This window comes from Paraburkholderia polaris (assembly GCF_012927345.1).
In the GTDB taxonomy this organism is placed as follows: Bacteria; Pseudomonadota; Gammaproteobacteria; order Burkholderiales; family Burkholderiaceae; genus Paraburkholderia; species Paraburkholderia polaris.
This window is the reverse complement of sequence record NZ_JABBGJ010000026.1, coordinates 60176-84169: the sequence shown is the minus strand read 5'-3', so window position 1 is coordinate 84169 and position 23994 is coordinate 60176. Positions and strand designations below refer to the sequence as shown.

At 61.6% G+C, this 23994-nt stretch carries 20 protein-coding genes; 5 read left to right on the top strand and 15 right to left on the bottom strand.

Annotated features, from left to right (window positions below; genetic code table 11):
• Positions 1-2: 2 nt before the first annotated feature.
• From HHL24_RS23795 to HHL24_RS23785, 3 genes are read right to left on the bottom strand one after another with little or no spacing between them, the layout of a single operon-like run.
• Positions 3-1073, bottom strand: a complete 1071-nt coding sequence (locus HHL24_RS23795; protein WP_169487870.1) for an MSMEG_0568 family radical SAM protein — start codon at positions 1071-1073, stop codon at positions 3-5.
• Complete coding sequence (locus HHL24_RS23790) at positions 1066-2100, bottom strand: Nit6803 family nitrilase (RefSeq protein WP_169487871.1); 1035 nt, start codon at positions 2098-2100, stop codon at positions 1066-1068. Before HHL24_RS23790 ends, HHL24_RS23795 begins: the two co-directional genes overlap by 8 nt.
• A 19-nt stretch (positions 2101-2119) precedes the next feature.
• On the bottom strand, positions 2120-2602 hold the full coding sequence (locus HHL24_RS23785; protein WP_054040483.1) for an MSMEG_0572/Sll0783 family nitrogen starvation response protein: 483 nt from the start codon (positions 2600-2602) through the stop codon (positions 2120-2122).
• A 346-nt stretch (positions 2603-2948) separates the two neighbouring features.
• Here HHL24_RS23785 and HHL24_RS23780 point away from each other — a divergent pair, with 346 nt between their 5' ends.
• The 3 genes from HHL24_RS23780 to HHL24_RS23770 all read left to right on the top strand — a co-directional run bounded on the left by HHL24_RS23780 (position 2949) and on the right by HHL24_RS23770 (position 8042).
• Complete coding sequence (locus HHL24_RS23780; protein WP_169487813.1) at positions 2949-4340, top strand: aminotransferase-like domain-containing protein; 1392 nt, start codon at positions 2949-2951, stop codon at positions 4338-4340.
• Between the two features lie 297 nt (positions 4341-4637).
• Positions 4638-6437: a methyl-accepting chemotaxis protein gene (locus HHL24_RS23775; protein ID WP_169487812.1), complete on the top strand. Its 1800-nt coding sequence runs from the start codon at positions 4638-4640 to the stop codon at positions 6435-6437.
• Between the two features lie 21 nt (positions 6438-6458).
• Positions 6459-8042 (top strand): methyl-accepting chemotaxis protein, encoded by a 1584-nt coding sequence (locus HHL24_RS23770; RefSeq protein WP_169487811.1) that lies wholly within the window; start codon positions 6459-6461, stop codon positions 8040-8042.
• Here the strand turns inward: HHL24_RS23770 and HHL24_RS23765 are convergent, their stop codons facing one another.
• From HHL24_RS23765 to HHL24_RS23725, 9 genes are all read right to left on the bottom strand, one after another.
• On the bottom strand, positions 8043-8423 hold the full coding sequence (locus HHL24_RS23765) for a DUF5594 family protein (protein WP_169487810.1): 381 nt from the start codon (positions 8421-8423) through the stop codon (positions 8043-8045).
• A gap of 96 nt (positions 8424-8519) precedes the next feature.
• Positions 8520-8870: a ribbon-helix-helix domain-containing protein gene (locus HHL24_RS23760; RefSeq protein ID WP_169487809.1), complete on the bottom strand. Its 351-nt coding sequence runs from the start codon at positions 8868-8870 to the stop codon at positions 8520-8522.
• Positions 8871-9017: 147 nt separating this feature from the next.
• Positions 9018-10604 carry a GMC family oxidoreductase gene (locus HHL24_RS23755; protein WP_169487808.1) on the bottom strand — a complete coding sequence of 529 codons (1587 nt, stop codon included), beginning with the start codon at positions 10602-10604 and terminating at the stop codon, positions 9018-9020.
• A 25-nt stretch (positions 10605-10629) separates the two neighbouring features.
• Positions 10630-11307, bottom strand: coding sequence for a tat (twin-arginine translocation) pathway signal sequence (locus HHL24_RS23750; protein WP_169487807.1), 678 nt, complete (start codon positions 11305-11307; stop codon positions 10630-10632).
• A gap of 57 nt (positions 11308-11364) precedes the next feature.
• Positions 11365-11763: a VOC family protein gene (locus tag HHL24_RS23745; RefSeq protein WP_169487806.1), complete on the bottom strand. Its 399-nt coding sequence runs from the start codon at positions 11761-11763 to the stop codon at positions 11365-11367.
• A 214-nt stretch (positions 11764-11977) separates the two neighbouring features.
• A complete protein-coding gene (locus HHL24_RS23740) occupies positions 11978-13648 on the bottom strand; it encodes an acyl-CoA synthetase (RefSeq protein WP_169487805.1) in 1671 nt (556 codons plus the stop codon).
• A 479-nt stretch (positions 13649-14127) separates the two neighbouring features.
• Positions 14128-15777: an amidohydrolase gene (locus tag HHL24_RS23735; RefSeq protein ID WP_169487804.1), complete on the bottom strand. Its 1650-nt coding sequence runs from the start codon at positions 15775-15777 to the stop codon at positions 14128-14130.
• Positions 15778-15785: 8 nt separating this feature from the next.
• Positions 15786-17339 (bottom strand): DUF3138 family protein, encoded by a 1554-nt coding sequence (locus tag HHL24_RS23730; protein WP_169487803.1) that lies wholly within the window; start codon positions 17337-17339, stop codon positions 15786-15788.
• Positions 17340-17505: 166 nt separating this feature from the next.
• The gene (locus HHL24_RS23725) at positions 17506-18615 is read right to left on the bottom strand and encodes an extracellular solute-binding protein (RefSeq protein ID WP_169487802.1); all 1110 of its coding nucleotides are present in this window, start codon (positions 18613-18615) and stop codon (positions 17506-17508) included.
• 237 nt (positions 18616-18852) lie between these two features.
• Between HHL24_RS23725 and HHL24_RS23720 the strand changes: the two genes are divergently transcribed.
• A complete protein-coding gene (locus tag HHL24_RS23720; RefSeq protein WP_169487801.1) occupies positions 18853-19689 on the top strand; it encodes a helix-turn-helix transcriptional regulator in 837 nt (278 codons plus the stop codon).
• 143 nt (positions 19690-19832) lie between these two features.
• On the opposite strand, the gene leuD is transcribed toward HHL24_RS23720, so the two are convergent.
• The 3 genes from leuD to HHL24_RS23705 are packed head-to-tail and all read right to left on the bottom strand — an operon-like array spanning position 19833 to position 22761.
• Positions 19833-20453, bottom strand: coding sequence for a 3-isopropylmalate dehydratase small subunit (gene leuD / locus HHL24_RS23715; protein ID WP_169487800.1), 621 nt, complete (start codon positions 20451-20453; stop codon positions 19833-19835).
• On the bottom strand, positions 20447-21865 hold the full coding sequence (gene leuC / locus HHL24_RS23710; protein ID WP_169487799.1) for a 3-isopropylmalate dehydratase large subunit: 1419 nt from the start codon (positions 21863-21865) through the stop codon (positions 20447-20449). Before leuC ends, leuD begins: the two co-directional genes overlap by 7 nt.
• Before the next feature lie 17 nt (positions 21866-21882).
• Positions 21883-22761 (bottom strand): alpha/beta fold hydrolase, encoded by an 879-nt coding sequence (locus HHL24_RS23705; RefSeq protein ID WP_169487798.1) that lies wholly within the window; start codon positions 22759-22761, stop codon positions 21883-21885.
• Positions 22762-22855: 94 nt separating this feature from the next.
• Between HHL24_RS23705 and HHL24_RS23700 the strand changes: the two genes are divergently transcribed.
• Positions 22856-23758, top strand: coding sequence for a LysR family transcriptional regulator (locus HHL24_RS23700; RefSeq protein ID WP_169487797.1), 903 nt, complete (start codon positions 22856-22858; stop codon positions 23756-23758).
• Positions 23759-23994: the final 236 nt, after the last annotated feature.

The window sequence follows — 23994 nt, the reverse complement described above, 5'->3', positions numbered from 1 at the left end:
GATCACACCTCATACGACGACAGCGACGAGCACGCGCCGCATTTTCCGCACCCCGCCTTGATGTCGCTGGAGCGCATCGCGGCAACGTTCAGCATTGCGCCGAGCGGTTGCAGCACCGATTTCATGAATTCAGGCGTCGGCGCTGGATGATCTTCGAGCGGTGTACCGCTGATGGGCACGAAGGGCACGACGAACGGATAGACGCCAATTTCGATCAACTCGCGCGACATCGCCAGAATCGTCTCCGCGCTATCGCCGAGGCCGGCAAGGATGTACGTACTCACCTGGCCGCGTCCGAACACGGCAACCGCCGCTTTGAACGCTTCCATGTAGCGCGCCAGCGGCACACTCGCTTTGCCCGGCATGATGCGTTCGCGCAATTCGGGCGTCACCACTTCGAGATGCATACCGAGTGTATCGATGCCGCTCGCTTTCATGCGCGCGAACCAGCGGTCGTCGTCGGGCGGCTCGCATTGCGCCTGGATCGGCAGATCGACCGCCGCTTTAATGGCGAACGCGCTTTCGCACAGGATCTGTGCGCCGCGATCGGACGTGGGCGGCGTGCCGGTGGTCAGCACCATATGCTTGACGCCGTCGAGCAAGACGGCTGCGCGCGCCACTTCGGCCAATTGCTCCGGCGTCTTGCGTGCAATCGTGCGGCCTGCCGCGAGCGACTGCCCAATCGCGCAGAACTTGCAACTCTTGCGACGGCTCTCGTAGCGGATGCAGGTTTGCAGCACCGTCGTGGCCAGCACGTCCGCGCTATGCAGCGCGGCAATGTGTGAGTAAGGCACACCGTCGAGTGTCTGCATGCCGTAAAAACGCGGTGCTTTAGGAAAACTGATATTGGCAATCGGAATCGTGCCGCGCAGCAACGCGCTCGACCCCTTTGCATCCGGCGTCTGCGCGACGAACGGCGAGTGCCATGCGGTGCTCGTATGCACCGGCACCATGATCGTCACGCCGTCCACCGTGACCGCCTTGTGGTCCGAGGGTCCCGCGCCGCCACGCCGGCTCGCGGCGCCCGCATCCGGAGACACGAGCCGCAAACCGGTCGACTGCAATTCAGTCATCAATTGCCGGCTCGCCGCCGACAGGGTCTCGCTGGAGTTCATCGCGCCATCCCTCATTTGAAGTAAAACCAGTGCTCGACGCACCGGACCACGCCGGCATCGGCGCGACGGTCTCCGCCGGCCGCCGGTTGATCGCAAGACTCAGCAGTTCAGGCCGCGCGTAGTGGCCGACCGAATCCATCATGCGTTTACGCTTGGTGATCAAGCTCATGTCGAGATCGGCGATCACCATGCCCTCACCCTCACGCAGCGGTTGGGCGAGATGCTGTCCTTCAGGCGACACGATCGCGGTATTGCAGCCGCCGCGCAGCGCCTTCTGCAAATTCGTGTCGGACGTGACCGAAGCAATCTGCGCTTCGCTCAGCCAGCCCGTTGCATTGACCACGAAGCAACCCGACTCCAGCGCGTGATGCCGGATCGTCACCTCGATCTGGTCGGCGAAGATCGGCCCCACCAGCGAGCCGGGAAACTGGCTGCAATGAATCTCTTCATGCTGGGTCATCAATGCATAGCGCGCGAGTGGGTTGTAGTGCTCCCAGCAGGCGAGCGCGCCGACGCGCGCCACCGCCGTTTGCGCGACTCTCAAACCGGCTGCGTCGCCTTGGCCCCAGATCATCCGTTCATGAAACGTCGGCGTGATCTTGCGGCGCTTGAGCACCAGTTGGCCGTCCGCGTCGAAGATCAACTGCGTGTTGTAGAGGCTGCCGTGATCGCGCTCGTTGACGCCGAGCACCACCACCATCCGATGCAAACGCGCTCGTTCGGCCACCGCTTGTGTCACCGGGCCCGGCACGATCACGGCTTCCTCATAGAGCTTCATGTGATCGGCGCCTGAAGCAACCGGCGGACGCACGAAAGAAAAGTACGGGTAGTACGGCACGAAGGTCTCGGGGAACACGATCAGTTGCACACCTTCGCGTGCCGCTTTCTCGATGGCCTCGCATACCTTTTCGAGGGTGCCGCCGCTGCGTTCGAAGTCCGGTGCGATCTGGACCGCGGCGGCACGCACGATGCGTTTGTCGGACATAGTGGTCACTCGCCTCTCGTCAAACCGTCCAGGTGTGGATGATCAGCGCGTTGTCCTTGCGATGCAGCAGCTGGATATCGAGCACGTCGAGCGGACTGATCGGGCGAATGCCTTCGATCAACGATGCTTCCCCGTGCCCATACAAGGCCTGCAATGCGAAGCGGCACGCGTACACCTTGCCGCCCTCTTCCATGAACTTCATCAGTTGCTTGTTGAAATTCAAATGGCCGGGGAACGCTTCGTCGCCAAGCGTTGGAAAGCCGCGTTGCAGACCGAGCGTGACACCAGGTCCGTACAGCAGTACCGACGTTTCAAAACCTTTGCGTTGCAAACGCGTGGCCTGCAGTAAATTGACGAAGCCGATTGAACCTTCGAACGCGACGGTGTGAAATGTGACGAGCGCCTTCTCGCCCGGTTCTGCCTTCACGTCTTCGAAGACTTTCTCTTCGTAGTCGACAAGGTAATCGCCTTTCTGATGCAGCGGTTTGTTGACGGCTGGCATGACACTCTCCGATCAGGTTTGCTAAGTAAAAGGTGGCGCGATCAATATGTGCGCGCTTCCTCTAATGCAACGGCCGTGCCATTGATCGGCTGCGCAAATGCGATCAATCAGCAATCAATTCGGTCTCGATTCGACATGCGACTCGAAATTATTTTTGGCGCGAAGGTTGCATACAGCCTGGGCATCGCAAGCAATCGCCCCCAGACCCGCGTTATCGCACCAGCCGGGTGCGGTTTGCCGACAGGGAAGAGTCAGCGTGGTGCACTCATTCACCACAGTCGATCAATCCGATCGTTGATCGCATTCAAATGCAATCAATGATCATCACCCCAGCCAAAGCCTATCAATGAGCAGCCCGACACATCACTGGATCAAACGCCTCGCCGACATTCGCAAGCCGGCGTACCTCGCGATTCCCGATCTGATCGAAGAAGATCTCGCCACCGGCCGCCTGCGTCCGCGCGACCGCTTGCCGGGACTGCGCGATCTGGCCGAAGAACTCGCGCTGAACTACACGACGGTGGCGCGCGCGTATGCGGAAGCGCGCAAGCGCGGCCTGCTCGATTCACGCGCCGGCAGCGGCACCTTCGTACGTGGCCGTACCGCGACCTTGCCGCTGGCCGGCGGCACCAGCATCGAGATGTCGATGAACACGCCACCCGAACCGCCCGACTACGCCGCGCGTTTGCGCGACTCGGCGGCCCGCCTGATGAGCGACAGCGATCCCTATCAGTTGCTGCGTTATCAGGACTTCGGCGGCTCAGCAGCTGACAAGGACGCGGGCGCCGAATGGCTGAAACGTCGGGTGCCGCATTGCGACGCCCAGAATGTGCTGGTGTGCCCCGGCATTCATAGCGCGCTGGTGGCGCTCGTCTCGCAATTGGCGCGGCCCGGCGGCACGATCTGTCTCGACACGCTTGCTTACCCCGGCATCAAGGCGATTGCCGCGCAACTCGGCGTGCGTCTGCAAGCCCTGCCGCGCGACGATGAAGGCCCGCTCGCCCACGCCTTCGAAGCGCTCTGCAAGACCGACAAGCCGAGCGCGTTCTATTGCAATCCGACGCTGCAAAACCCGAGCACGCTGACGCTCACGCACAAACGGCGCGAGGCGCTCGCCGACGTCGCTTTGCGCTACAGCGTCCCGATCATCGAAGACGATGCGTATGCGATGCTGCCGCAGAGTGCGCCCGATGCGCTCGCGAGCTTCGCACCTGAACTGACGTACTACGTGACGGGTTTATCGAAAAGCCTAGGCGCAGGTTTGCGGGTCGCGCATCTCCATGCGCCGACTGCCAGGCAAACCCAGCGCCTCGCCGGCGCATTGCGCGCAACAACGGTGATGGCAAGTCCGTTCACGGTCACGCTCGCGACGCAATGGATCGTCGACGGCACCGCGCTCGATATGCTCAACGCAATCCGCAATGAATCGCGCGCACGCCAGGCGATCGCATCGCGCATGCTCGAAGGGTGGCCTTACGAAGCGCATCCAGACGGCTTTCATTTGTGGTTGCCAGTGCCGGTAGAAAGCGGCTGGAGCGCGTCCGAACTCGCATTGCAACTGCGCAACCAGGGCATCGCCGCGGTTGCGGGCGCGGCGTTTTCCACCGACGGCAATCCGCCGAACGCAATGCGCGTGTGCCTCGGTGGCTCAAAGACGCGCGACGAATGCGAAGAGGCACTGCGCATAGTTGGCGAGACACTCGACCATCCGCATCATCTGCATTCTCCAGTGATGTGAAACCATCTGCCTGCATCGGCACATAGCAACACATCGCGTCATACCGATCGTTATTGTCATACGAATACAGCGCCTCGCAGTCCATTGCTGCGGCGCTGTTTCGGCATCCATTGAAAACCCCGCCGCGCGCGAAAAAGTGTGTAGCATCGCGGCGCGCCGCCACAAGCGGCGTTGCCGGCCGCCGTCAGAAACTGAAAGCATTGCCTGCTCAAGTCCCCACTGCCCACGCCGTATACCGCGTATGAGGCCCCCGCCTCACCGACTACGGCTCACTGCTTACTCCGAAAGACTCCCAACATGTTCTCCTCAATTCGAGCGCGCATCGTCGCCCTGTGCGTCGCCATCGTTGTGGTTGCGCTCGCTGCTAACGCGGTTCTCAACTATGTCGTCGCCAACTCGTATAACGCCGATGCGATCGAAAGCAGCTTGAACGCTGTCGAAAGCGGTCATGCGGACGGTATCGAAGACTGGATCGCCTCTAATAGTCAGATGATCAACTCGCTGCAGGACGCCGTGCTGCAACCCGATCCGTCCGCCGCGTTAAAGCAGATCGCCTCAGCCGGCAAGTTCACCAACGTGTACGTCGGCTACGCGGACAAGGCCGCCAAGTTCTCCGACCCGACCGGCATTCCGCCCGACTACGATCCGACTGGCCGCCCCTGGTACAAGCAGGCCGCAGCAGCCGGCAAGCCGGTGGTGACGCCGCCGTATGTGGACGTGGGTACGGGCAAGCTGGTGGTCGCGTTCGCCGCGCCCGTGGTGCGCGACGGCGTGGTGAAAGGCGTGGTGTCCGGCGACGTCGCGATGGACAGCGTGATTGCCAACGTCAAGGCGATTCATCCGACCCCCGCGAGCTTCGGCATGTTGATCGACGCGAGCGGCCATATCGTCGCGCACCCGGACGCCAAGCTGACCTTGAAGCCGGTGTCGGACCTCGCACCCGCTCTGACCAGCGACAAGCTGGCCGCGCTCTTCAGCGCCGAGCACCCTGTCGAAGTCGAGGTGAACGGCAGCACGAAGTTGCTGCGCGCCGAGGCGATTCCCGGCACCGACTGGTACGCGGTCGTCGCGCTCGACAAATCGGAAGCGACCGCGGGCATGCGGTCGCTATTGACCGCGTCGGTCATCGCCTTGATCGTAATTGCCGCTATCGCCGCCGCCATCGTGGCCGCGGTCACGGCCGTATCGTTCCAGCGTCTCTCGAAAGTACGCGACGCGATGGACGCGATCGGCTCGGGAGAAGGCGATCTCACACAACGTCTGCCGGCCGTCGGCAACGACGAAGTCGCGCAGATCGCGCGCTCGTTCAATACCTTCATCGACAAACTCAGTCACGTGATGCGCCAGATTCGCGATGCCAGTGAATCGGTGCGCGTGGCCGCCAATGAAATCGCCGCGGGCAACGTCGATCTGTCGGGCCGCACCGAATCCGCAGCGGCCAGCCTGCAACAAACGGCTGCGTCGATGGAAGAAATCACGTCGACGGTTACGCAGTCAGCCAGCGCCGCGAAGCAGGCCGACGATACCGCCGTGTCCGCGTCGACGGTCGCTTCGCGCGGCGGCGTGGTGATCTCCGACGTCATTACGACGATGGGCGAGATCGAACAGGCGTCGGTGAAGATCTCCGACATCATCGGCGTAATCGACGGCATTGCGTTCCAGACCAACATCCTCGCGTTGAACGCGGCAGTTGAAGCCGCGCGCGCCGGTGAACAGGGCCGCGGTTTCGCCGTGGTAGCCGGCGAGGTGCGCAGCCTCGCGCAACGCAGCGCGCAGGCCGCGAAGGAAATCAAGGCGTTAATCGAAGCGACCGTGGCGAGCGTGACCTCCGGTTCAGGCCAGGTGCGCCAGGCCGGCGAGACGATGACGGAAATCGTCAGCAACGTCGCCAACGTGACGACCATCATTTCCCAAATCACCCAGGCGGCCAACGAGCAAACGCGCGGGATTCAGGAAGTCAACCGCGCAGTCAGCCAGCTGGATGAAATGGTTCAGCAGAACGCCGCACTGGTCGAGGAATCCACGGCGGCCGCCGCCGCGTTGCAAAGCCAGGCCGTGAGTCTTGCCAGTGCCGTGACGCAATTCAAGCTGGACTAAGGCACGCTAAAGGAAATCGCTGTGACGTTCTATCGAAATCTGAAGATCGCCGTTAAATTGGCGCTGCTCGGCGCGGTGCTGCTCGCCGCAACGATGGTGGTGGGTCTGGAAGGTTGGCACGCATTGTCGAATACGCATGCGTTGCAAATCCAGTCCACACAAACGCTCGGTCAGTATGCGCAAGCCGCCGACACGGCACGCGTCGCGCAGGTCGAATTCAAGAAGCAGGTGCAGGAATGGAAAGACCTCCTGCTGCGCGGCGCTGACCCGGCTATGTTCGCCAAGTACCGTGCCGCCTTCAGCAACGAAGGCGGCACGACGCACGCTGCCCTGCTGCGTCTGAAGGACCAGTTGAGTGCACTAGGCGCCAACGTGGATGGCGTCGACAAGGCGCTCGCTACCCACGCCTCGTTGCAGGACAGTTACCTCGACGCGCTCAAACGCTACGACGCGACTGACCCGAATACGGCACACGTCGTCGACGGCCTGGTCAAAGGCATCGACCGCGCGCCGACCGCCGCTATCGACGACATCGTCGCCTCGGTGATGCAGCAGGCGCGAGACTCCGACGTGCGCACGAGCGAGGCCGCAGAGCGCGCATACACGCTCGCCTGCGTGCTGCTGCTATCGGTCGTGATCTGCTCGCTCGGCGTCGGCACCTTCGCGATCTGGTTCCTGAGCCGTAGCATCACATTGCCGGTCAGGCAGGCGGTGGGGGTCGCGCAAGCGGTTGCGGCAGGCGATCTGCGCGCCGATGTCACCGTGGTGAGCCGCGACGAAACCGGCCAGTTGCTGGTCGCGCTCAACGAAATGAATCAGCGCTTGCGGCATATCGTCAGCGAGATTCGTGAAGGCGCGACCACGATTTCGTCAGCGACGCAGGAGATCGCCGCGGGCAACCTCGATCTGTCGGCACGCACCGAACAGCAGGCCGCCTCACTCGAAGAAACCGCCGCGTCGATGCAGCATTTCACCGACTCGGTTCAGCGCAACGCCAGCAACGCACGCGAGGCCACCACCCTCGCGCAAACCGCGGCGCAAGCGGCACGCGACGGCGGGCTCGTGATGACCGATGCGGTGCGCACAATGGGCCAGATCGACGCGGCGTCCAAACGTATCGTCGATATCATCGCGGTGGTTGAAGCGATCGCCGCGCAGACCAATATTCTGGCCCTCAACGCAGCCGTTGAGGCGGCGCGCGCCGGCACGCAAGGGCGCGGCTTCGCGGTGGTCGCGAGCGAAGTGCGCAGTCTGGCACAACGCTCGGCCGATGCCGCGCGTGAGATCAAGGCGCTGATTCGCGAGTCGGTTGCCACGATCGATGCCGGTACGCAGTTGATCAACCACGCGAGCAATACGATGGACGGCGTGGTGCAAAGCGCGGGCAGCGTGACGCGCATCGTCGAGGCGATCGCGACGGCCAGCGTCGATCAGGCAGCGGGCATTGCGGAAGTCAACGATGCGGTCACGCAAATGGATCAGGTGACGCAGAGCAACGCGGCGTTGGTCGAACAAGCGGCCGCGGCTGCCGATGCGGTGCAGAGCAAGGCATCGGGTCTGGTGCAAAGCGTGAGCTTCTTCCGTATCGGCGCGACGGCTTCCTGATCAGGACTCGAAGTCGAGTCCACCGAGCAATACTGCCGGCTCGGCCTGGGTGTGCGAGACAAAATCCAGTTCGCGCACATGGCGCCAGGCCTCGAGCTTGCGCGGCAACGCGGCCAGATAGCCGGCGAAGCGCGCCGGCCCTTCCGCTCCCATCAGCCGTTCAATCTCGTCGCTATCCCAGGTCAGAAACAGATTCAACGGATGCGGGTAGTGGCGCAGGTCTTCGATCGGCGCTGCGTGAATCCGCACGCGTGTGGGATGCCCGTGCCCGCCGTAAGGCAGCACTTCGGTATGCACGCTGGTGGCGAAACATGCGGCGAGCGCCTCGGCAATGCGAGGCGCAAACTGTTCATCGAAACGGGCGGCACTCTCTGGGCGCATCTATGTCTCCGGCGTTCTGCTCAACGAGCGAAGCATCGTAGCATGCGAGCAGCCGCATTCCCCGGAGACGCGCAGTGCACGTATTCCATTCGAGCATCAAACCGTTTTCAGAATCCGGGGCCTCGCCTCGCTCACCTCTGCCGCCGGCTCTGGGGCAGCATCGGGCGCGCTAGAGCCCTTCTCCGCACGCATGGACAGATAGCGCAGACAGCACACCCGTAGGAATGACGCGAAGTTGGTCGGCATCTCTCCGCGCAGCGCGATCAGTTCGTCGTACAGCTTCACGGCGAACTGGCTGGTCGTCATGCTCTCGCGCGCGGCGATTTCGTGCAGCACATCCCAGAACAGATTTTCCAGACGGACCGTCGTGATGACACCGTGAATCCGCAACGAGCGGGTGCGCGATTCATAGAGAATCGGATCGGCGTTGATGTAAATCCCACACATGGCGCTTGCTCCCTGTTTGCAGGCAAGCGTGCTACGGCTTGCTTCATTGCGCCGCGGCACGCCACCCTCCTTCTCCAACCTACGCCGGCGTCCGTCACTCGACAATCGCATCGAACCCGAACGCCGCGCACGCCTCATCCACCCGTCTTACACCATCCTTTTGTTCATGTGCTCCGCGATGTAATCGGCTTGGCGGATCGCCAGCGCCACGATCGTCATGGTCGGGTTTTCCGCCGCGCCGGTAGTGAACTGACTCCCGTCCGAGATGAACAGATTCGATACCTCATGCGTCTGGCCGAAGTGGTTGCACACGCCATCTTCGGCGCGCGCGCTCATCCGTGCGGTGCCGAGGTTATGCGTGGACGGATATGGCGGCACGCGGTACACCGTCTTCGCGCCGGCCGCCTCATACACCGCCGTGCCCTGCTTGAACGCATGCTCGCGCATCGCTTCGTCATTCGGGTGATCGTCGAAATGCACGTTGGCTACCGGCTGACCGTACTGGTCCTTCACATCGGTATTCAAGGTCACGCGATTGGTTTCGCGCGGCATATCCTCGCCGACAATCCACATGCCCGCCGTGTACGCGTATTGATCCATTGCCTGGCTAAATGTCGGCCCCCACGCGCCCGGGTCGAGAAAGGCCGCGTAAAACGGCAGGCCGAGCGAGATGGTCTCCATGTGATAACCGCCCGCGAAGCCGCGTTGCGGATTGAACACCGCTTCGTCTTCGATGATGCCGGCCATCGTGGTGCCCTTGAACATGTCGACCTTGTCGTTGAACACCGCGTACACCGAGCCGGTGGTGTGACGCATGTAGTTGCGCCCCACCTGCCCTGATCCATTCGCAAGGCCTTGCGGGAACTTGCTCGAATGGGAGTTCAGCAGCAAACGCGGCGTCTCGATCGCATTGCCGGCTACCGCAACAATGCGTGCCTTCTGCCGCTGTAACTTGCCGTTGCCGTCGTAGTAGAGCACTTCTTTTGCCTTGCCGCGTGCGTCGGTTTCGATGCGCACCACATGCGCCTGCGTACGCAATTCCATATGGCCGGTCGCCTGCGCACGCGGCAATTCGGTGTAGAGCGTCGACCATTTGGCGCCCGTCCGGCAGCCCTGGAAGCAGAAGCCGCGCTGGAAGCAATGCGCGCGATCGTCACGCACCACGCTATTGATTGCCATGTGGCCGGTATTGCACTCCTTGTAGCCGACCTTCATCGCGCCGGCTGACATCACCTTGAAGTTGTTATTGCCCGGCAAACCTGGCAAACCGTTGGTGCGCGTCACGCCCATCTTCTGCTGCGCGCGGTCGTAAAACGGATTGAGTCCTTCGCGTGTGAGCGGCCAGTCGAGCAGGTTGGCGTCCTTGATGTCGCCATACGTCGTCTTCGCCATGAACTCGTACGGCTTGATGCGAAGGCTGGCGCCGGCCCAGTGCGTGGTCGTACCGCCGACCGTTTTGCAGATCCATGCAGGCAGATTTGGAAAGTCCTTGGCGACGCGCCATGTGCCGGATGTCGTGCGCTTGTCCAGCCATGACAGCATCTGGAACGAGCCCCATTCGTCCGTGGTGAAATCGGCTTGCGTATGCAACTTTCCCGCTTCCAGCACGACGACATTAATACCCTGTTGCGCCAGTTCGTTGGCCAGCGTGCCACCGCCCGCACCCGAACCGATGATCACGACGACCTTGTCGTCGTTGTGCGAAAAACGCACCTTGTTGTTGTCCTGATCCATGTCCTGTCTCCGCTGTTCTGGCAATTTAGCTATCCGTCGGGATTGGGCCGCTGTCGCCAGCCGGCGGATTGGGCAGCCACGAGAGGCTGTTGAAACCCTTGTTCAGGTAGCCGCCGTCTCCCTCAGAGGCGCCATAGCCGAAATGCGCGTACGCCATGGTGTTGCTGTACAGCGAGACCACAGCCGTGCTGCGTACCGTATTGAAGAATGGCGAACCCGCGAGCGCCGCGACGTCTTCAGCCTGAGCGGCCGGCGTGCGGGTGAGCCAGTTCGAGCCGGCTTTCGCGTCGAGTTCTTTAACGCCGTCCGCGAGTTGCTGGCGCACTGCGGGATCGGCTTTCGCCTTTGCGTCGAGGTCCTTGACCACCAGCGCATAGACCGCGTTGTCGAGCGTCGCGTGCGGATAGAGTTGACGCGTGAAGGCAAGAATCACTTCGCCTTGGTGCGTGTCGAGCCCTTGCAGTTCGAGCGCCCACGCGCGGCTCGGCGCGAGCGTCGACAATATCGACGAGAACGCCAGCGTGCCCATTAGCACGCCTGTGCCTCTTAGCAGTTCGCGCCGCGTAAGCGGGATCCGCATTGCCGCGGCGGCAGCCTGCGCCACGCGATGCTCATGATCGTGTTCATGGTCGTGCACGTGGTCATGATGATGCGCATGATGGGCGTGATCCGAGTCGACGATCGGGATGACCGTTGTTTTCATGTCTGTCTCCTTGTGGGGCATTGCAACTACGCGCGGCGGCCGCCTGATTTCGTTTTGCTATTGATAATGGCCGTGGCGTTCCAGCACTTCGATCTTGTAGCCGTCAGGGTCCTGAATGAAAAAATAGCGCGCCAGCAACTCACCGTTGTCGTTGCGAAATTCGCGCAGGTCGTTGGGCGTCATGCCGAGATCGACCAGGCGTTGACGCTCGCTTTTCGCATCATCGACGCAGACGGCAACGTGACCGTAACCGTCGCCATGCGAATACGGTTCGGCGCGGCCTTTATTCCAGGTCAGCTCGATTTCGGCGTCGGCTTCCTTATTGCGCAAATAGACGAGCGTGAAATCGGGAAAGTCGAGTCGATGCGAAACGTCGAAGTTGAAAGCGTTTTGATAGAACTGCAGCGAGCGCGGCAGATCGTGCACGCGAATCATCGTGTGGATGAGTTTGGCCATTTGTGTCTCCTCCTCTTGAATCAAGTTTAGGAGGCTGCACACGCGAATGGTAATGCACGGCTAAATCGGGCCAGGGACTTGCCCTATGTTGCACGCGCGTCGATTGCATGGCTTTCGCGGGCGCGCGAGTGGTGCGAACAGTGATGGGCACGGTTCTGCGGCAAGTTGCAATGCAACACGCAGCGCGTGCTGCGTGGATGCGTGCGGAATGGCGTTACAGGCCCGACCTCCGGCCGGCCGGATTCTCTGCATCTTGCGCGAGTTCCTCACGCAACGCTTTACGAATCACCTTGCCGGTTGCCGTCAAAGGCAGGCTTTCGACGAAGCGGATCTCGCGCGGATATTCGTGTGCGGCAAGGCGCGTTTTGACATGCTGCTGAATCTCGCGCACCAGGGCCGCGTCGCCGACGAAACCGGGATTCAGCACCACAAACGCCATCACGATTTCGGTACGTTCGCTATCCGGCGCGCCGATCACCGCAGCCATCGATACCGCCGGATGCCGCAGCAATGAATCTTCGATCGAAGCCGGTCCGATCCGGTAACCGGCACTCGTGATGACGTCGTCATCACGGCCGACGAAGCGGATGAAGCCCTCCGTATCGCGCGTGCCCAGGTCGCCGGTGACCAGAAACTTGCCGCGGAATTTTTCCCGCGTTGCCGGCTCGTTGCGCCAGTAGCCGAGGAACATCACCGGGTCGGGCGCGGCTACCGCGATATCGCCGATGGCGCCTTGCGGCAGTTCGTTGCCATCCGCGTCGATGATCGCCACCTGATGTCCCGGCACCGCGCGGCCGATTGCGCCGAAGCACGGCTCGAACAATGCCGCGCAAGACGACACCACGACGTTGCACTCGGTTTGTCCATAGAACTCGTTGATCGTCACGCCTAGCGCTTTACGTCCCCAACCGATCAATTCCTCGCCAAGCGATTCGCCGCCGCTTGCCACCGAGCGCAGCGCGAGCTTCCAGCGTTCGGGATGCTCGACGCCGCGCATCATCTTCAGCGCGGTCGGCGGCAGGAAGGTATGCGAGACCGCGTGACGTGCCATCAGATCGAAGGCAGCGTAGCCGTCGAATTTCGCAAAGCGGCGCGCAAGCACCGCGATGCCGTGATGCCACGACGGCAGCAGCACATCGAACAGGCCGCCGATCCAGGCCCAGTCAGCCGGCGTCCACATCAGCGTGGCGTGTGCGGGGAAGCCCTGCTGTGATAGTTCAACACCCGGCAGATGGCCGAGCAACACGCGGTGGCCGTGCAAGGCGCCCTTTGGCTTGCCGGTGGTGCCCGATGTGTAGATGATGACTGCTGGGTCGTCCGCGCTGGTGTCAGTTGGTGTGAAGTCGGCGGATGCGCCGTTTAGTGCTTGCCAGAAGGAGCGCGCTGGGGCTTGCTTGCTGTTGCTGTTGCTGTCGATGTCGACGTTGAAGATGTTGCGCAGTGCGGGTAACGCGTTGCGGATTTCGTCGATTTTTTGTGTGCCAGCGTTGTCGGTGATCAGCGCGACCGCGCCACTGTCGCCTAGACGGTGCTCGATCGCGTCGACGCCGAATAGTGCGAAGAGTGGCACCGCCACCATGCCGGCTTTATACGCGGCAAGATGCGCGATCGCGGTTTCGATGGATTGCGACAGGAAGATGCCGATTCGGTCGCCGGTTTGCGCGCCTGATGCGAGCAGCGCGTTTGCAAAGCGGTCTGATAGCGACTTCAATTCGTCGAATGTATAGCGGGTGGAGTGGCCCTCGGGATCTTCGTAGATCAAGGCGAGGCGCCCCGAGCCGTCAGCCCATTTGTCACATACGTCGACGCCGATGTTGTAGCGCGCAGGGATGTGCCAGGTGAAGTCTGCTGTCAGCGATTCGTAGGTCTGGGATTCGAGGTTCATTGGGGCTCCGTTACTTGATGCTTTTTTTGCATTTTTTGAGTTTAGCTCAAGGTTTTGGGGCGTGTGGGGGGAGTTTGGGTTTGGTTTGGTTTTTTTTTGGTGTTTGACTGCGTCGCGCTTTTTGTCTGTTTGCTTGTGGCTTTGGCCTTTCCTTGTTTTGTTAGTGGTCTATTAGTGTTCGCCCCTGTGCGGGGCAGGCACTTACTTTCTTTGCCGCCGCAAAGAAAGTAAGCAAAGAAAGCGGCTCAAACCGCTAATTCTAAGTGGGCACCCTTGCCTGCAAGAGGTAGTGGCCCCGTGGAATCTGTGTCCTCTCACCTTCAGGCGTTAGTGACAAAGGACTCGTCAGCTCCCACTCCGCACTGCGTGCGTCGCGGATGGGTATGCCACGGAAACCAGTAGGGTGCGTCGGCGCAGTGGGCACGGTAAACAAGGTGGGTAATTCTCCGTTTTCCCAAGCTTTTTTGAGCCAAGCTCAATTAATCGAGCTTGCCGTAGACCGCTTCGCCCTCAAACATCGTCATCAGCGTCGCTACTTCCGCTATTCGATGCGGCTCTACTTCACGTATGTCGTCACTCAAGACCGCCAAGGACGCCTGTCGGCCGGTGCTCAGTTGGCCCGCCCGGTCGTCGAAGCGCAAGCTGTACGCGGAGTTGTGCGTGTAGGCCTGCATCATCGTCGCGAGGTCGACGCTTTGCTCTGGAAGGAATGGCGTGCCGTCAATGACTCCCGGCCTCGCGCGGCGTAACGCGGTTTCCATGGCCACCAACGGGTTTTGTGTCGAGACCGGCCAGTCGGAGCCGCCGGATAACATCGCCCCGTGATGATGCAAGTCGCCGAACGCGTAGTGGCGGCTCATCCGGCGTTCGCCAAGCAATTGCGTGTACAGCGCCTGCAGATCCGGTGCGATGCTGCCCCAGACGGCCTGGATCGATGCGATGGCGCCAGTCTGCGCGAAACGCGGGATGTCCTCTGGGTCGATCAACTGCACATGCGCGAGTTGCGCGCGGCGGTCGCGGTGGCCGCGTTCGTGGTTCAGCGCTTCAAGTGCGTCCAATGCCATGCGCACCGCGCGGTCGCCAATCGTGTGGAAGTGCAGGTCGAAGCCCGCAGCGTCGGCGGCAAATACCGCCTCGCGCAGTTGCGCGGGATCCCAATGCGCAGCGCCGTTGTGGTCGGCGTCTTCGTAGTTGCTTAACAATGCGCCCGTGTGGCTCTCGAGTACGCCGTCGATAAAGATCTTGGCGGTGTGCAAGCGTACCCGGCCGCCGTCGTACTGGTGGCGCCAATCGATCAGCTTGGTAATCTGCGGCGCAAGCGACATGTTCGGCGATACCAGCAACCCCAAGCTCACGTTCGCCTTCAATTCGCCACTGTCTCGTGCACGCACGTACGCATCGACGAGGCGTTGCCCCACCATCGCTTCGAACCATCCCGTGATGCCGTTTTCATGGGCCTGGCGCTGCGCCTTCTGGAAGGCCCGTGCGGATTCGTCCGCGCCCATTTGCGGGAGATGGCGGAACAGTCCGTATAGCGCGGCTTCATGCACGACGCCCGTGGGTTCGCCACGTTCGTCGCGTTCGTAGATGCCGCCCTCGGGGTCCGGTGTCGTGGCGCTCACGCCGAGGGCGCGCAATGCGGCAGTGTTCAGGCAGCCGGAATGCACGTCGTGGCCAATCAGCAGCAGCGGACGCTCACTCACCATCGTGTCGAGCGCCGTGCGGTTGAGTTGCGCGCCGAGCGCTTCAAGCGCGACGTTGCCGGCCATCACCCAGCTGCGCTCCGGATGCAAGGCGGCACATTCGCGAACCTGGTGGGCGATGGCGTCGAATGAATGCGCGTCGCCGAGGTCGCGGTCACACGTCAGTTGGAATCCTTCGACAGGATGCGCGTGCGAATCCGTAAAGCCCGGCACGATCATGCGGCCACGCAAATCGATTTCTTCAGTCTTGCGAAGCGTTTCCGGCAAGCCAGCGCGGCTGCCGACGTAAGCGATCATACCGTCGCGCACGGCGAGACACTCTGCGAAAGCCGGCGTCGCGCCGCCAGTGTAGATCGCACCATTGACGAAGATGCAGTTGCGGTAGCGCAGCGCGTCGCGAGCGGCGTCGTGTGAAAAGTTAGTCATGGTAGTCGTCAGAATGAATAGATAAACTGGGTCGCCAGAATGTCGTTGGCGCGTGAGTAGGTGCCGTCGTTCATCAGGAACACCGGATGGTTGGCCTGGTCGTGCCGGTACTCGAACTTGACCGTGATCTGCTGGGTCGGAAAGAACAGCAGATCGGCCGTGATGTCGTAGTGCGTCGCACCCTTGCACTCGGTGCCATTGCGCGTCGACGCGGAGAAGCACGCGGGATCGATGCCGAATCCGCTCGTCGCATTCACCGAAGGATTGCCGCCGGAAAGCCCGTACAGAATATTCGGCGCACCGCCGCCATTGGCAGTGTCGTTCAGGTAGTCGAAACGCAGCGTCGCACCCATGTGGCCGAGCCATGTGGAGGTCCACTTCTTGTGGCCCTGCAGCGAAATGCCGTACCAGCGCGCGGTGCCGCCGTCGTAAGCGCCCTTCTGCTGTTCGCCGTAGTCGAGCTGCGCGTTCAGTTGCAGCTTGTCGCGCGTGTAGGTCAGATCGGTTTCGACGTAGCGCATCATGCCGAACGGGGTCGACGCATTACATTGGTAACCATAGCCGCCCGGATTCGCGCACGGCGAGAACAGCGTTGAGCGGCCGATCATGCCGGCCACGCCAATGTCGAGCGCGGTCGACAGTGCATCGTCGAAGCGCGCGGAGAGCGACGGCACCCAGTTGCTCTGCGAGGTGTCGTTGGGGCCGTTGACGATCGCCCCCGCCGTGCGCAACTGTTCGTTCGCGAGGTACACCTGCCAGAAGTGCGTGAAGATCGCGTTGTTGCCCTTCAGGCCAATGCCGACCATGCCAGCTGGCTCGCTGAAGTCGTACAGCAGGTTGTGCGTCAGAGTCAGCATCTGATTCGACGGCAGCGGCTCGTAGCCGATCGGACTTTGCAACAGGCCCGCCGTGAAGGTCGTCAGCGAATTCAATGGCACCGTCACGTCGGCTTGCGTCAGGATATTGTTGCCGACGCTGCCGTGACCGTTGGTCAAGGTCGAACCCACGCCGCGATTCGGTTGGATCACGATCTCCGCCGCCGGCGCGAGCGGGCCGACGCCGAAAGTCTTCTTGATGTCGAGGTAGACATCGCCAATCTGGCTTTCGAAGTAGTCGTACACGCCCGGGTCGTGATTCAGGAACTGGAAGCCGCCTGAATGCTGCGCGCGGTTGTACAGGTACAACGGATCGATATAGCCGGTCACGCTCAGGCCGGCGAGCGGGCCGGTGGTGGCCGCATCTTCGAGCGAGTCCGTTTTCAGCGTGAGATTGTTGACCTGTTCATGCATCGACTGGAAATCGCGCGCTAATGCTGCGGAGTCCTCCGCGGAAGCAGACGCTGTGGCCGACGCCGGTGATGCCGCCGCCGCAGTCTGCGGCGCGGCCTTAACCTTGGCCTGAGCCTGCAAGCTATGAATCTCCGCTTGCAGCGACGTGATTTGCGCCTGCAATGCGTCGAGTTGCGCGGCAACAGACGGACGCGCGACGGCATCCGTCTGTGCAGCAAGCGCAGTCAGCTGGAACGCGAGTGCGCTCACCAGAACTATGACTTTCAGTTTCATGATGGAAGACGTCGAATGGACGCGTTGATCCGCACCGCGTCGCGAGAGGCGGCGGCGGAAAGCCTGCTTGTTGTATGAGCGTGTGGTAGCTGCGGAACTCAGTTACGTCGCGAGGGCAGTGATGTCACCCAGTTGCGCAGCTTCGTTAGATAACCCGTTCAGGCCACTAGTCCGTCTTGTACTGTTGCCATAGACGCGTCACGAGCCGGTTGATCTCGGTCGGCAACGGCTTGACCGCGAACAGCTTGTTGAAGTCGGCCGGTGGCGGGAACACCGCGGGATCGGCCAGCACATCCGCATGCACCAGTTTCGACGCGCTTGCGACGGCGCTGGGATATGACGTGTCGTTAGTCAGGTTCGCGCTCTCCTTCTCGGACAGCACGAAGTTGACCCATTTCAGCGCGGCATCAGGATGCGGCGCATCTTTCGGCACAGCCATCACGTCGAACCAGATCGGACCGCCTTCGTTCGGCAGAATGTATTTGACGTGATAGGCGCGATGTGCATCCAGTGCTGAGATTCGCGCCGTATTCACATCGCCCGACCAGCCGAGCGCGAGACAGATATCGCCGTTCGCCAGATCACCGATATAGCTGCCAGTGCTGAACTGCGCGATATACGGGCGAATACTCTTCAACACCGTCATCGCATCCTGGTAGTCCTTGGGATTGGCGCTATTCGGATCGCGCTTCATATACAGCAGCACGCTGCCGAACACGTCGCGCGGCGAATCGATCAACGAAATGCCGCAGCTTTTGAGTTTTGCCGCGTTCTTCGGATCAAATAGCAGATCGAGGCCGTCGAGCCTGGCGTCCTTGCCGAGCGCCGCTTGCACCTTCTCGACGTTGATGCCGAAACCGTCCGTGCCCCAACTCCATGGCACGCCGTATTGATGCCCCGGATCATCGGCGGCGAGCAGCGCCATCAGCTTGGGGTCGAGCAGTGCGTAGTTGGGCAGTTTGGTTTTGTCGAGCGGCTGGTAGATGCCGGCGGCCAACTGTTTCGCCCAGAACGCGTCCGACGGCACCACCACGTCGTAGCCGGAGCTGCCGGAGAGCAATTTGGCCTGCAAGGTCTCATTGCTGTCGAACTCCTGATACACCACGTGGATGCCGGTCGCCTTCTCGAAGTTGGCGACCGTATCCTTGCCGATCGAATTGCCCCAGTTGTAGACGTTCACGACCGCCGGGTCCGCATGCGCCGCCGCGGTCAGCAAACATGCCGATAACGCCCGCATCGGCCGCGCCAGTCTTTTACTCCACCCGCTGATTTCCATCCTCGACCTCCATCCCCGGTTCATGATGATGCAACGATGGGCAGAGTCTAAGGAGGCGAAATTGCGCCGTCTGTCCCGACTGAGGGGGGACAAGCGGGATATAAACGTCCCGCCTTGGGTTTTTCAGCGTCCAGGCGTTTGGACCATTCAGATGGATGGGTAAGCCGCAGTGGGCGCACTGATTTTTTCGTGTTATCAGTGGAGTCTGCCGCGACCCTCCGCCGAAATTATCAGCTCATGAACGCTTCTGCCTCCACCACACCGCTGTCTGTCGGGCAATTGGCCGCGCTGTCGAACGCCTTGGGTCCGGTGGTCGATTCGGCCGGCTCGTCGCGATTTCTGGGCCAACTATTCGATTGCGTGAAGCAATTCGTCGATTGCGATTCGTTGCATCTGCAACGGGCGCGCGTCACGCCGCGGGACACGCGCCCCCGGCGCATCGAGTGGATCGGCAGCTATGCGCCCAACCACGAACACTTGCAGCGGACCATGGAGAAGTACTTCGGCAAGTTCGTGGACCGCGATCCGCTTAACGACTGGATTGCGGATACCCAGGAGGTCGATCTGATTCATTTGTCCGCGCAGGCCATCAAAGATACCGAGCTGCGCTGCCTGATCTACGACGTAGCGAATATTCACGACGAGTGCATAGTGGTGCGCCCGTCCAACGGCATTGCCTATTCGCTGTCCGCGTGCCGCGCACTGCGTTTGCCGGCGTTCTCGCTCTATGAGTTGAGCGTGCTCAAGCATCTCGGCCAGGTGCTGTTGCCGCTGGCAGAGCTGCATACGCGCATGGTCGGCGTGCCGCTCGACGACAACGTCAACAGGATTGCGCCCGCGGATGTGCTCCAGGCGTATCTGACGCGCCACGCGATCCTGCTTTCGTCGCGGGAGGCCAGCGTGTGTTCATCCTTCGTCAAGGGCATGACGACACTGTCAATAGCAGAGGCAATGGGTGTGAAGGAATCGACGGTCGAAACTTACGCGAAGCGCGCGTTTGCGAAGCTTGGCGTGAGCTCGCGCCGCGGGTTGTTGTCGCTGGTGCATGGGCATGAGGCAATCACAGCGGCGTAGTCAGATCGAGCGCTGCGCTTCACGTTCGGGCAAGCGGCCCACGGCCGCGCCCTCCTCCGTAGCAACCGTACGTCCCTTCCCTTCTGCCGGGGAATCCGTTACGCACGTTTCAGTCGACTGGCGGCGCAGTGCCGCCAGAGGATTTACAGTACGGCGGCCCAGCTATGCCGTTGGAAATGGGCTCGCTCGAACGCCTCGATGTCGTGCAGTGAAGCAAGCGTGAGGTCGATGGTATCCATGCCTTCGATCACCATCTGTTTGTGACGCGCACCGAGCGGGAACGTGAACACGCGGCCAGTGGCGGCCGTCACCGTTTGCTGTTCGATATCGATATGCAGCCGCGCATCCGGTTGTGCCGTCGCGTCATGCAGCAGGATGTCGACTGCTTCGCGTTCCAGCTGCACCAGCAGCAAGCGGTTGTTCATCGCGTTCGAATAGAAAATCTCCGCGAAACTCGGCGCGATCACGGCGTCAAAACCGAATTGCTGAAGCCCCCACACGGCATGCTCACGACTCGAGCCGCAGCCGAAATTCGAGCCGCCGATCAGAATGCGCGCGCCGCGATACGCCGCCTGATTCAGCACGCAATCCGGGCGCGGCTCCCCTTCTGCGTCGAAACGCAAGTCGTAAAGCAAGCCCTCACTCAGCCCGGCCTTGTCGATGATGCGAAGAAACTGCTTCGGCATGATCTGATCGGTGTCGAGGTTTTCAATCGGCAATGGCGCGGCAATCCCGTCGATATCAGTGAGTTTTTTCGTTAGCATGGTTGCGTCTCCAGCGTGCGGACGTCGGTGATGCGCCCGGTTAGTGCAGCGGCCGCGGCCATCGCGGGGCTCATCAGATGCGTGCGGCCGCCGCGCCCCTGACGTCCTTCGAAGTTACGGTTGGTCGTGGATGCGCAACGCTCGCCTACTGCGAGAAAATCGTCGTTCATCGCGAGACACATTGAACAGCCCGGCTCGCGCCATTCAAAACCCGCATCGCGCAGCAGCGCTGCGATGCCCTCCGCCTCCGCCTGGCGGCGCACACTGCCCGAGCCTGGCACGACCATTGCGCGCACGCCTTGCGCGACGTGGCGCCCTCGCACAATTGCAGCGACCACACGCAAATCTTCGATACGTCCATTGGTGCACGAGCCGATGAACACGCGATCGATCGGCGTGCCCGCAATCGGCTGGTCCGCATCGAGCCCGATATAGTCGAGTGCGCGCCGCAGTGCAGCGGCGGCCTCAGGCGTCTTTTGCGCAGCAGCACCGGGAATGCGCTGATCGACCGCAATCGCCTGATCGGGACTCGTGCCCCATGTGACAAACGGCGCGATATTGTGCGCATCGAAATGATGTTCGACATTGAAGGCAGCGCCGGCGTCCGATTTCAGTTCACGCCAGTCGCTCATTGCAGCAGCCCACGCGGCATCGTCAAGTGATTTGGCGTGCGCGCGGACGTAGTCGAACGTGGTCGCGTCAGGTGCAATCAACGCCGCTCGTGCGCCGGCTTCGACGGTCATGTTGCATAACGTCATGCGTGCTTCCGCGGACAGCGAGGCGATCGTCGAGCCTGCGAACTCCACCGCATAACCACGCGCACCCTGGGCACCGATACGGCTGATGATCCACAGGATCACATCCTTTGACGATGTGCCGTAGGGCAATGCCCCGTCGATCGTGATGCGCATGGTTTGCGCGACGCGATAGACCAGCGTTTGCGTGGCGAGCACATGCTCGACCTCTGAAGTGCCGATACCGAAACCCAATGCGCCGAGCGCGCCATACGTGGTCGTGTGACTGTCGCCGCACAGCACGACCATGCCGGGGCGAATCAAGCCACGCTCCGGCGCAACGATATGTTCGATCCCTTGCAGCGGATCGTTCGCCGCATGCAGTTCGATCCCCGCCTGCTCGCAGTTGCGCGCGAGATTATTCGCCTGCAACAGCGAAGCGGCATCGCGAATCACACGCGGCGATTCCGCATGCGTCGGAATGATGTGGCTGACCACCGCCAGTTGCTGCCGCGGACGACGCACGGGCCGCGCTTTCGCCGCGAGCGCGCTGAACGCCTGGGGGCTGGTGTATTCATTCATCAGATGCAGATCGACATACAGCAGCACGTTTTGCGCATCGATGCGGGTGACGACGTGGGAATCGACGAGTTTTTCGTAAAGGGTGAGTTTGGACATGGCGATATCGACGGCGGCTAGGAATGCAAAAACGGCAGGACGCGTTCAAGCAGAAGTTCGGGCACTTCTTCCGGAATGTAGTGACCGCAAGGCAGCGCTTCGCCGCTCACGTGCGCCGACCACTGGCGCCATTCGGCGAGCGGCTCGAAGCATTGTTCGATCACGCCTTGTGCGCCCCACAACGCCAGGAAATCGGACTCGATCTTCTGCCCTTCAGCGAGCGAGGCACGGTCATGATCGAGATCGATCGTGAGGCTCGCGCGGTAGTCCTCGCAGATACCGTGCGCGGTGGCAGGGTCCGACAGGCAGCGCAAATACTCGGCGTACGCGGCATCGGTGAACGGCGCCAGCCCCGCGCTGCGCGTGCCTATCGTCTGCTTCAGATAGAGATCGGGGTCCGCGCGGATCAGCGTTTCGGGAAACGGCGCGGGACGCACGAGGAAAAACCAATGCCAGTAAGCGCGCGCAAACTCGAACGACGTTTGCTCATACATGGCGAGGGTCGGCGCGACGTCCAGCGTGACCAGCTTCGTCACCGCTTGCGGATGATCGAGCGCCATGCGAGCCGCAACGCGTCCGCCGCGGTCGTGCCCGATCACGGCAAATTGCGTAAAGCCTTGGGCACGCATTAACGCGACCTGATCCGCGGCCATCCGGCGTTTCGAATAGTTGCTGTGGTCGTGCGCGCCTTGCGGTTTACCGCTGTCGCCGTAGCCGCGCAGATCCGCAGCAATGACCGTGAAGTGCTGTGCCAGCGTGGGCGCGACTTTGTGCCAGATCGCATGGGTCTGCGGATGGCCGTGCAGCAGCAGTAAGGCCGGTCCACTGCCGCCGCGGATCGCGTGGATCTGGATGCCGTCGACCTGAGTCGACGCGTCGGTGAAACCTGCAAACATCGTTGCCTCCCATATCTGAATGCAGTCTAATTGATGCCTGCAGCGATATGGTTTCTATTGAGGCAATCCGGAATTAACTTTTAGGAACGAATCGATGGACGGTTTTTCCGACCTGAATCTGTTCGCGCTGGTGGCGCGCCACCGCAATCTGGCGGCCGCGGCGCGTGAGATCGGCGTGACGCCGCCGTCGATCAGCAAGCGTCTCGCGCAACTCGAAAAGCGCCTGGGCGTGCGTCTCGTCAACCGGACCACGCGCCGCCTGAGCCTCACTGCCGAGGGCGAGATCTATCTGGCGAACGGCTCGCGCATTCTCGACGACCTGGCTGAGCTTGAGCAACTGGTCACCAGCAGCCGCGCCGAGCCGACTGGGCTATTGCGCGTAAACGCGTCATTCGGTTTCGGCCGCGCGCACATCGCGCCGGCCATCTCGCGGTTCAGCGAGCGTTTTCCGTCAATGAAAATTCAGTTGCATCTCACGGACCGGCCGGTGAGCTTGCAGGAAGAGGGTTTCGACCTGGGCATTCGCTTTGGCGAGGTGCCGGATGCGCGCATCAATGCGCGCTTACTACTGAAGAACGAACGGCTGGTGTGTGCCGCGCCGGGCTATGTGAAGCGGCATGGCGCACCGGCCATGCCTCACGATTTGACACACCATACGTGCCTCGTCTTACGCGAAAACGAATCAGCGTATGGCACGTGGCATTTTGCGCGCGGCAAGAAGTCGGAGACGGTGAAGGTCGAGGGTCCGTTGAGCAGCAACGACGGCAGCGCCGTGCTGAAGTGGGCGCTCGATGGGCGCGGTATTGCTGTGCGCTCTGCATGGGAGATCGGCCGCCATCTACAACGTGGCGAGCTGGTGCCGTTGCTCACGGACTGGGCGCTGCCAAACGCTGACATTCACGCGATCTATCTGGAGCGGCACCGGCTGTCAGCGAAACTCAGGACATTTATCGACTTTCTCGGCGACGAACTAAAGGCAAGCGTTCGATCGGCTTAGCGCGCGTGCGGTAAGCCTGGCGCTATGTCGCTCCGCGTGATGTGCACCACCGACGCACTCGCCCGCCTCACTTTGTAGCAGCGTCGGAGCACGCGAATTTAGTTTCGCTTCATCGTTTGCCAAAGGGCACCTGTGACCACCGGGCCTTATAACTCTGTGGCCTATGATGGGATTCACGTTTACTTCGCTCGGACCCGCTATCGGTCTGCGAGGCCAAATCAATCACCCACAGAGCG

Coding starts and splice junctions, on each gene's coding strand:
- HHL24_RS23785 (WP_054040483.1), bottom strand. CDS start 2,602: ATGCCAGCCGTCAACAAACCGCTGCATCAGAAAGGCGATTACCTTGTC.
- leuD (WP_169487800.1), bottom strand. CDS start 20,453: ATGCTAACGAAAAAACTCACTGATATCGACGGGATTGCCGCGCCATTG.
- HHL24_RS23700 (WP_169487797.1), top strand. CDS start 22,856: ATGGACGGTTTTTCCGACCTGAATCTGTTCGCGCTGGTGGCGCGCCAC.
- HHL24_RS23735 (WP_169487804.1), bottom strand. CDS start 15,777: ATGACTAACTTTTCACACGACGCCGCTCGCGACGCGCTGCGCTACCGC.
- HHL24_RS23745 (WP_169487806.1), bottom strand. CDS start 11,763: ATGGCCAAACTCATCCACACGATGATTCGCGTGCACGATCTGCCGCGC.
- leuC (WP_169487799.1), bottom strand. CDS start 21,865: ATGTCCAAACTCACCCTTTACGAAAAACTCGTCGATTCCCACGTCGTC.
- HHL24_RS23775 (WP_169487812.1), top strand. CDS start 4,638: ATGTTCTCCTCAATTCGAGCGCGCATCGTCGCCCTGTGCGTCGCCATC.
- HHL24_RS23795 (WP_169487870.1), bottom strand. CDS start 1,073: ATGACTGAATTGCAGTCGACCGGTTTGCGGCTCGTGTCTCCGGATGCG.
- HHL24_RS23790 (WP_169487871.1), bottom strand. CDS start 2,100: ATGTCCGACAAACGCATCGTGCGTGCCGCCGCGGTCCAGATCGCACCG.
- HHL24_RS23730 (WP_169487803.1), bottom strand. CDS start 17,339: ATGAAACTGAAAGTCATAGTTCTGGTGAGCGCACTCGCGTTCCAGCTG.
- HHL24_RS23765 (WP_169487810.1), bottom strand. CDS start 8,423: ATGCGCCCAGAGAGTGCCGCCCGTTTCGATGAACAGTTTGCGCCTCGC.
- HHL24_RS23780 (WP_169487813.1), top strand. CDS start 2,949: ATGAGCAGCCCGACACATCACTGGATCAAACGCCTCGCCGACATTCGC.
- HHL24_RS23705 (WP_169487798.1), bottom strand. CDS start 22,761: ATGTTTGCAGGTTTCACCGACGCGTCGACTCAGGTCGACGGCATCCAG.
- HHL24_RS23725 (WP_169487802.1), bottom strand. CDS start 18,615: ATGGAAATCAGCGGGTGGAGTAAAAGACTGGCGCGGCCGATGCGGGCG.
- HHL24_RS23760 (WP_169487809.1), bottom strand. CDS start 8,870: ATGTGTGGGATTTACATCAACGCCGATCCGATTCTCTATGAATCGCGC.
- HHL24_RS23740 (WP_169487805.1), bottom strand. CDS start 13,648: ATGAACCTCGAATCCCAGACCTACGAATCGCTGACAGCAGACTTCACC.
- HHL24_RS23720 (WP_169487801.1), top strand. CDS start 18,853: ATGAACGCTTCTGCCTCCACCACACCGCTGTCTGTCGGGCAATTGGCC.
- HHL24_RS23755 (WP_169487808.1), bottom strand. CDS start 10,604: ATGGATCAGGACAACAACAAGGTGCGTTTTTCGCACAACGACGACAAG.
- HHL24_RS23750 (WP_169487807.1), bottom strand. CDS start 11,307: ATGAAAACAACGGTCATCCCGATCGTCGACTCGGATCACGCCCATCAT.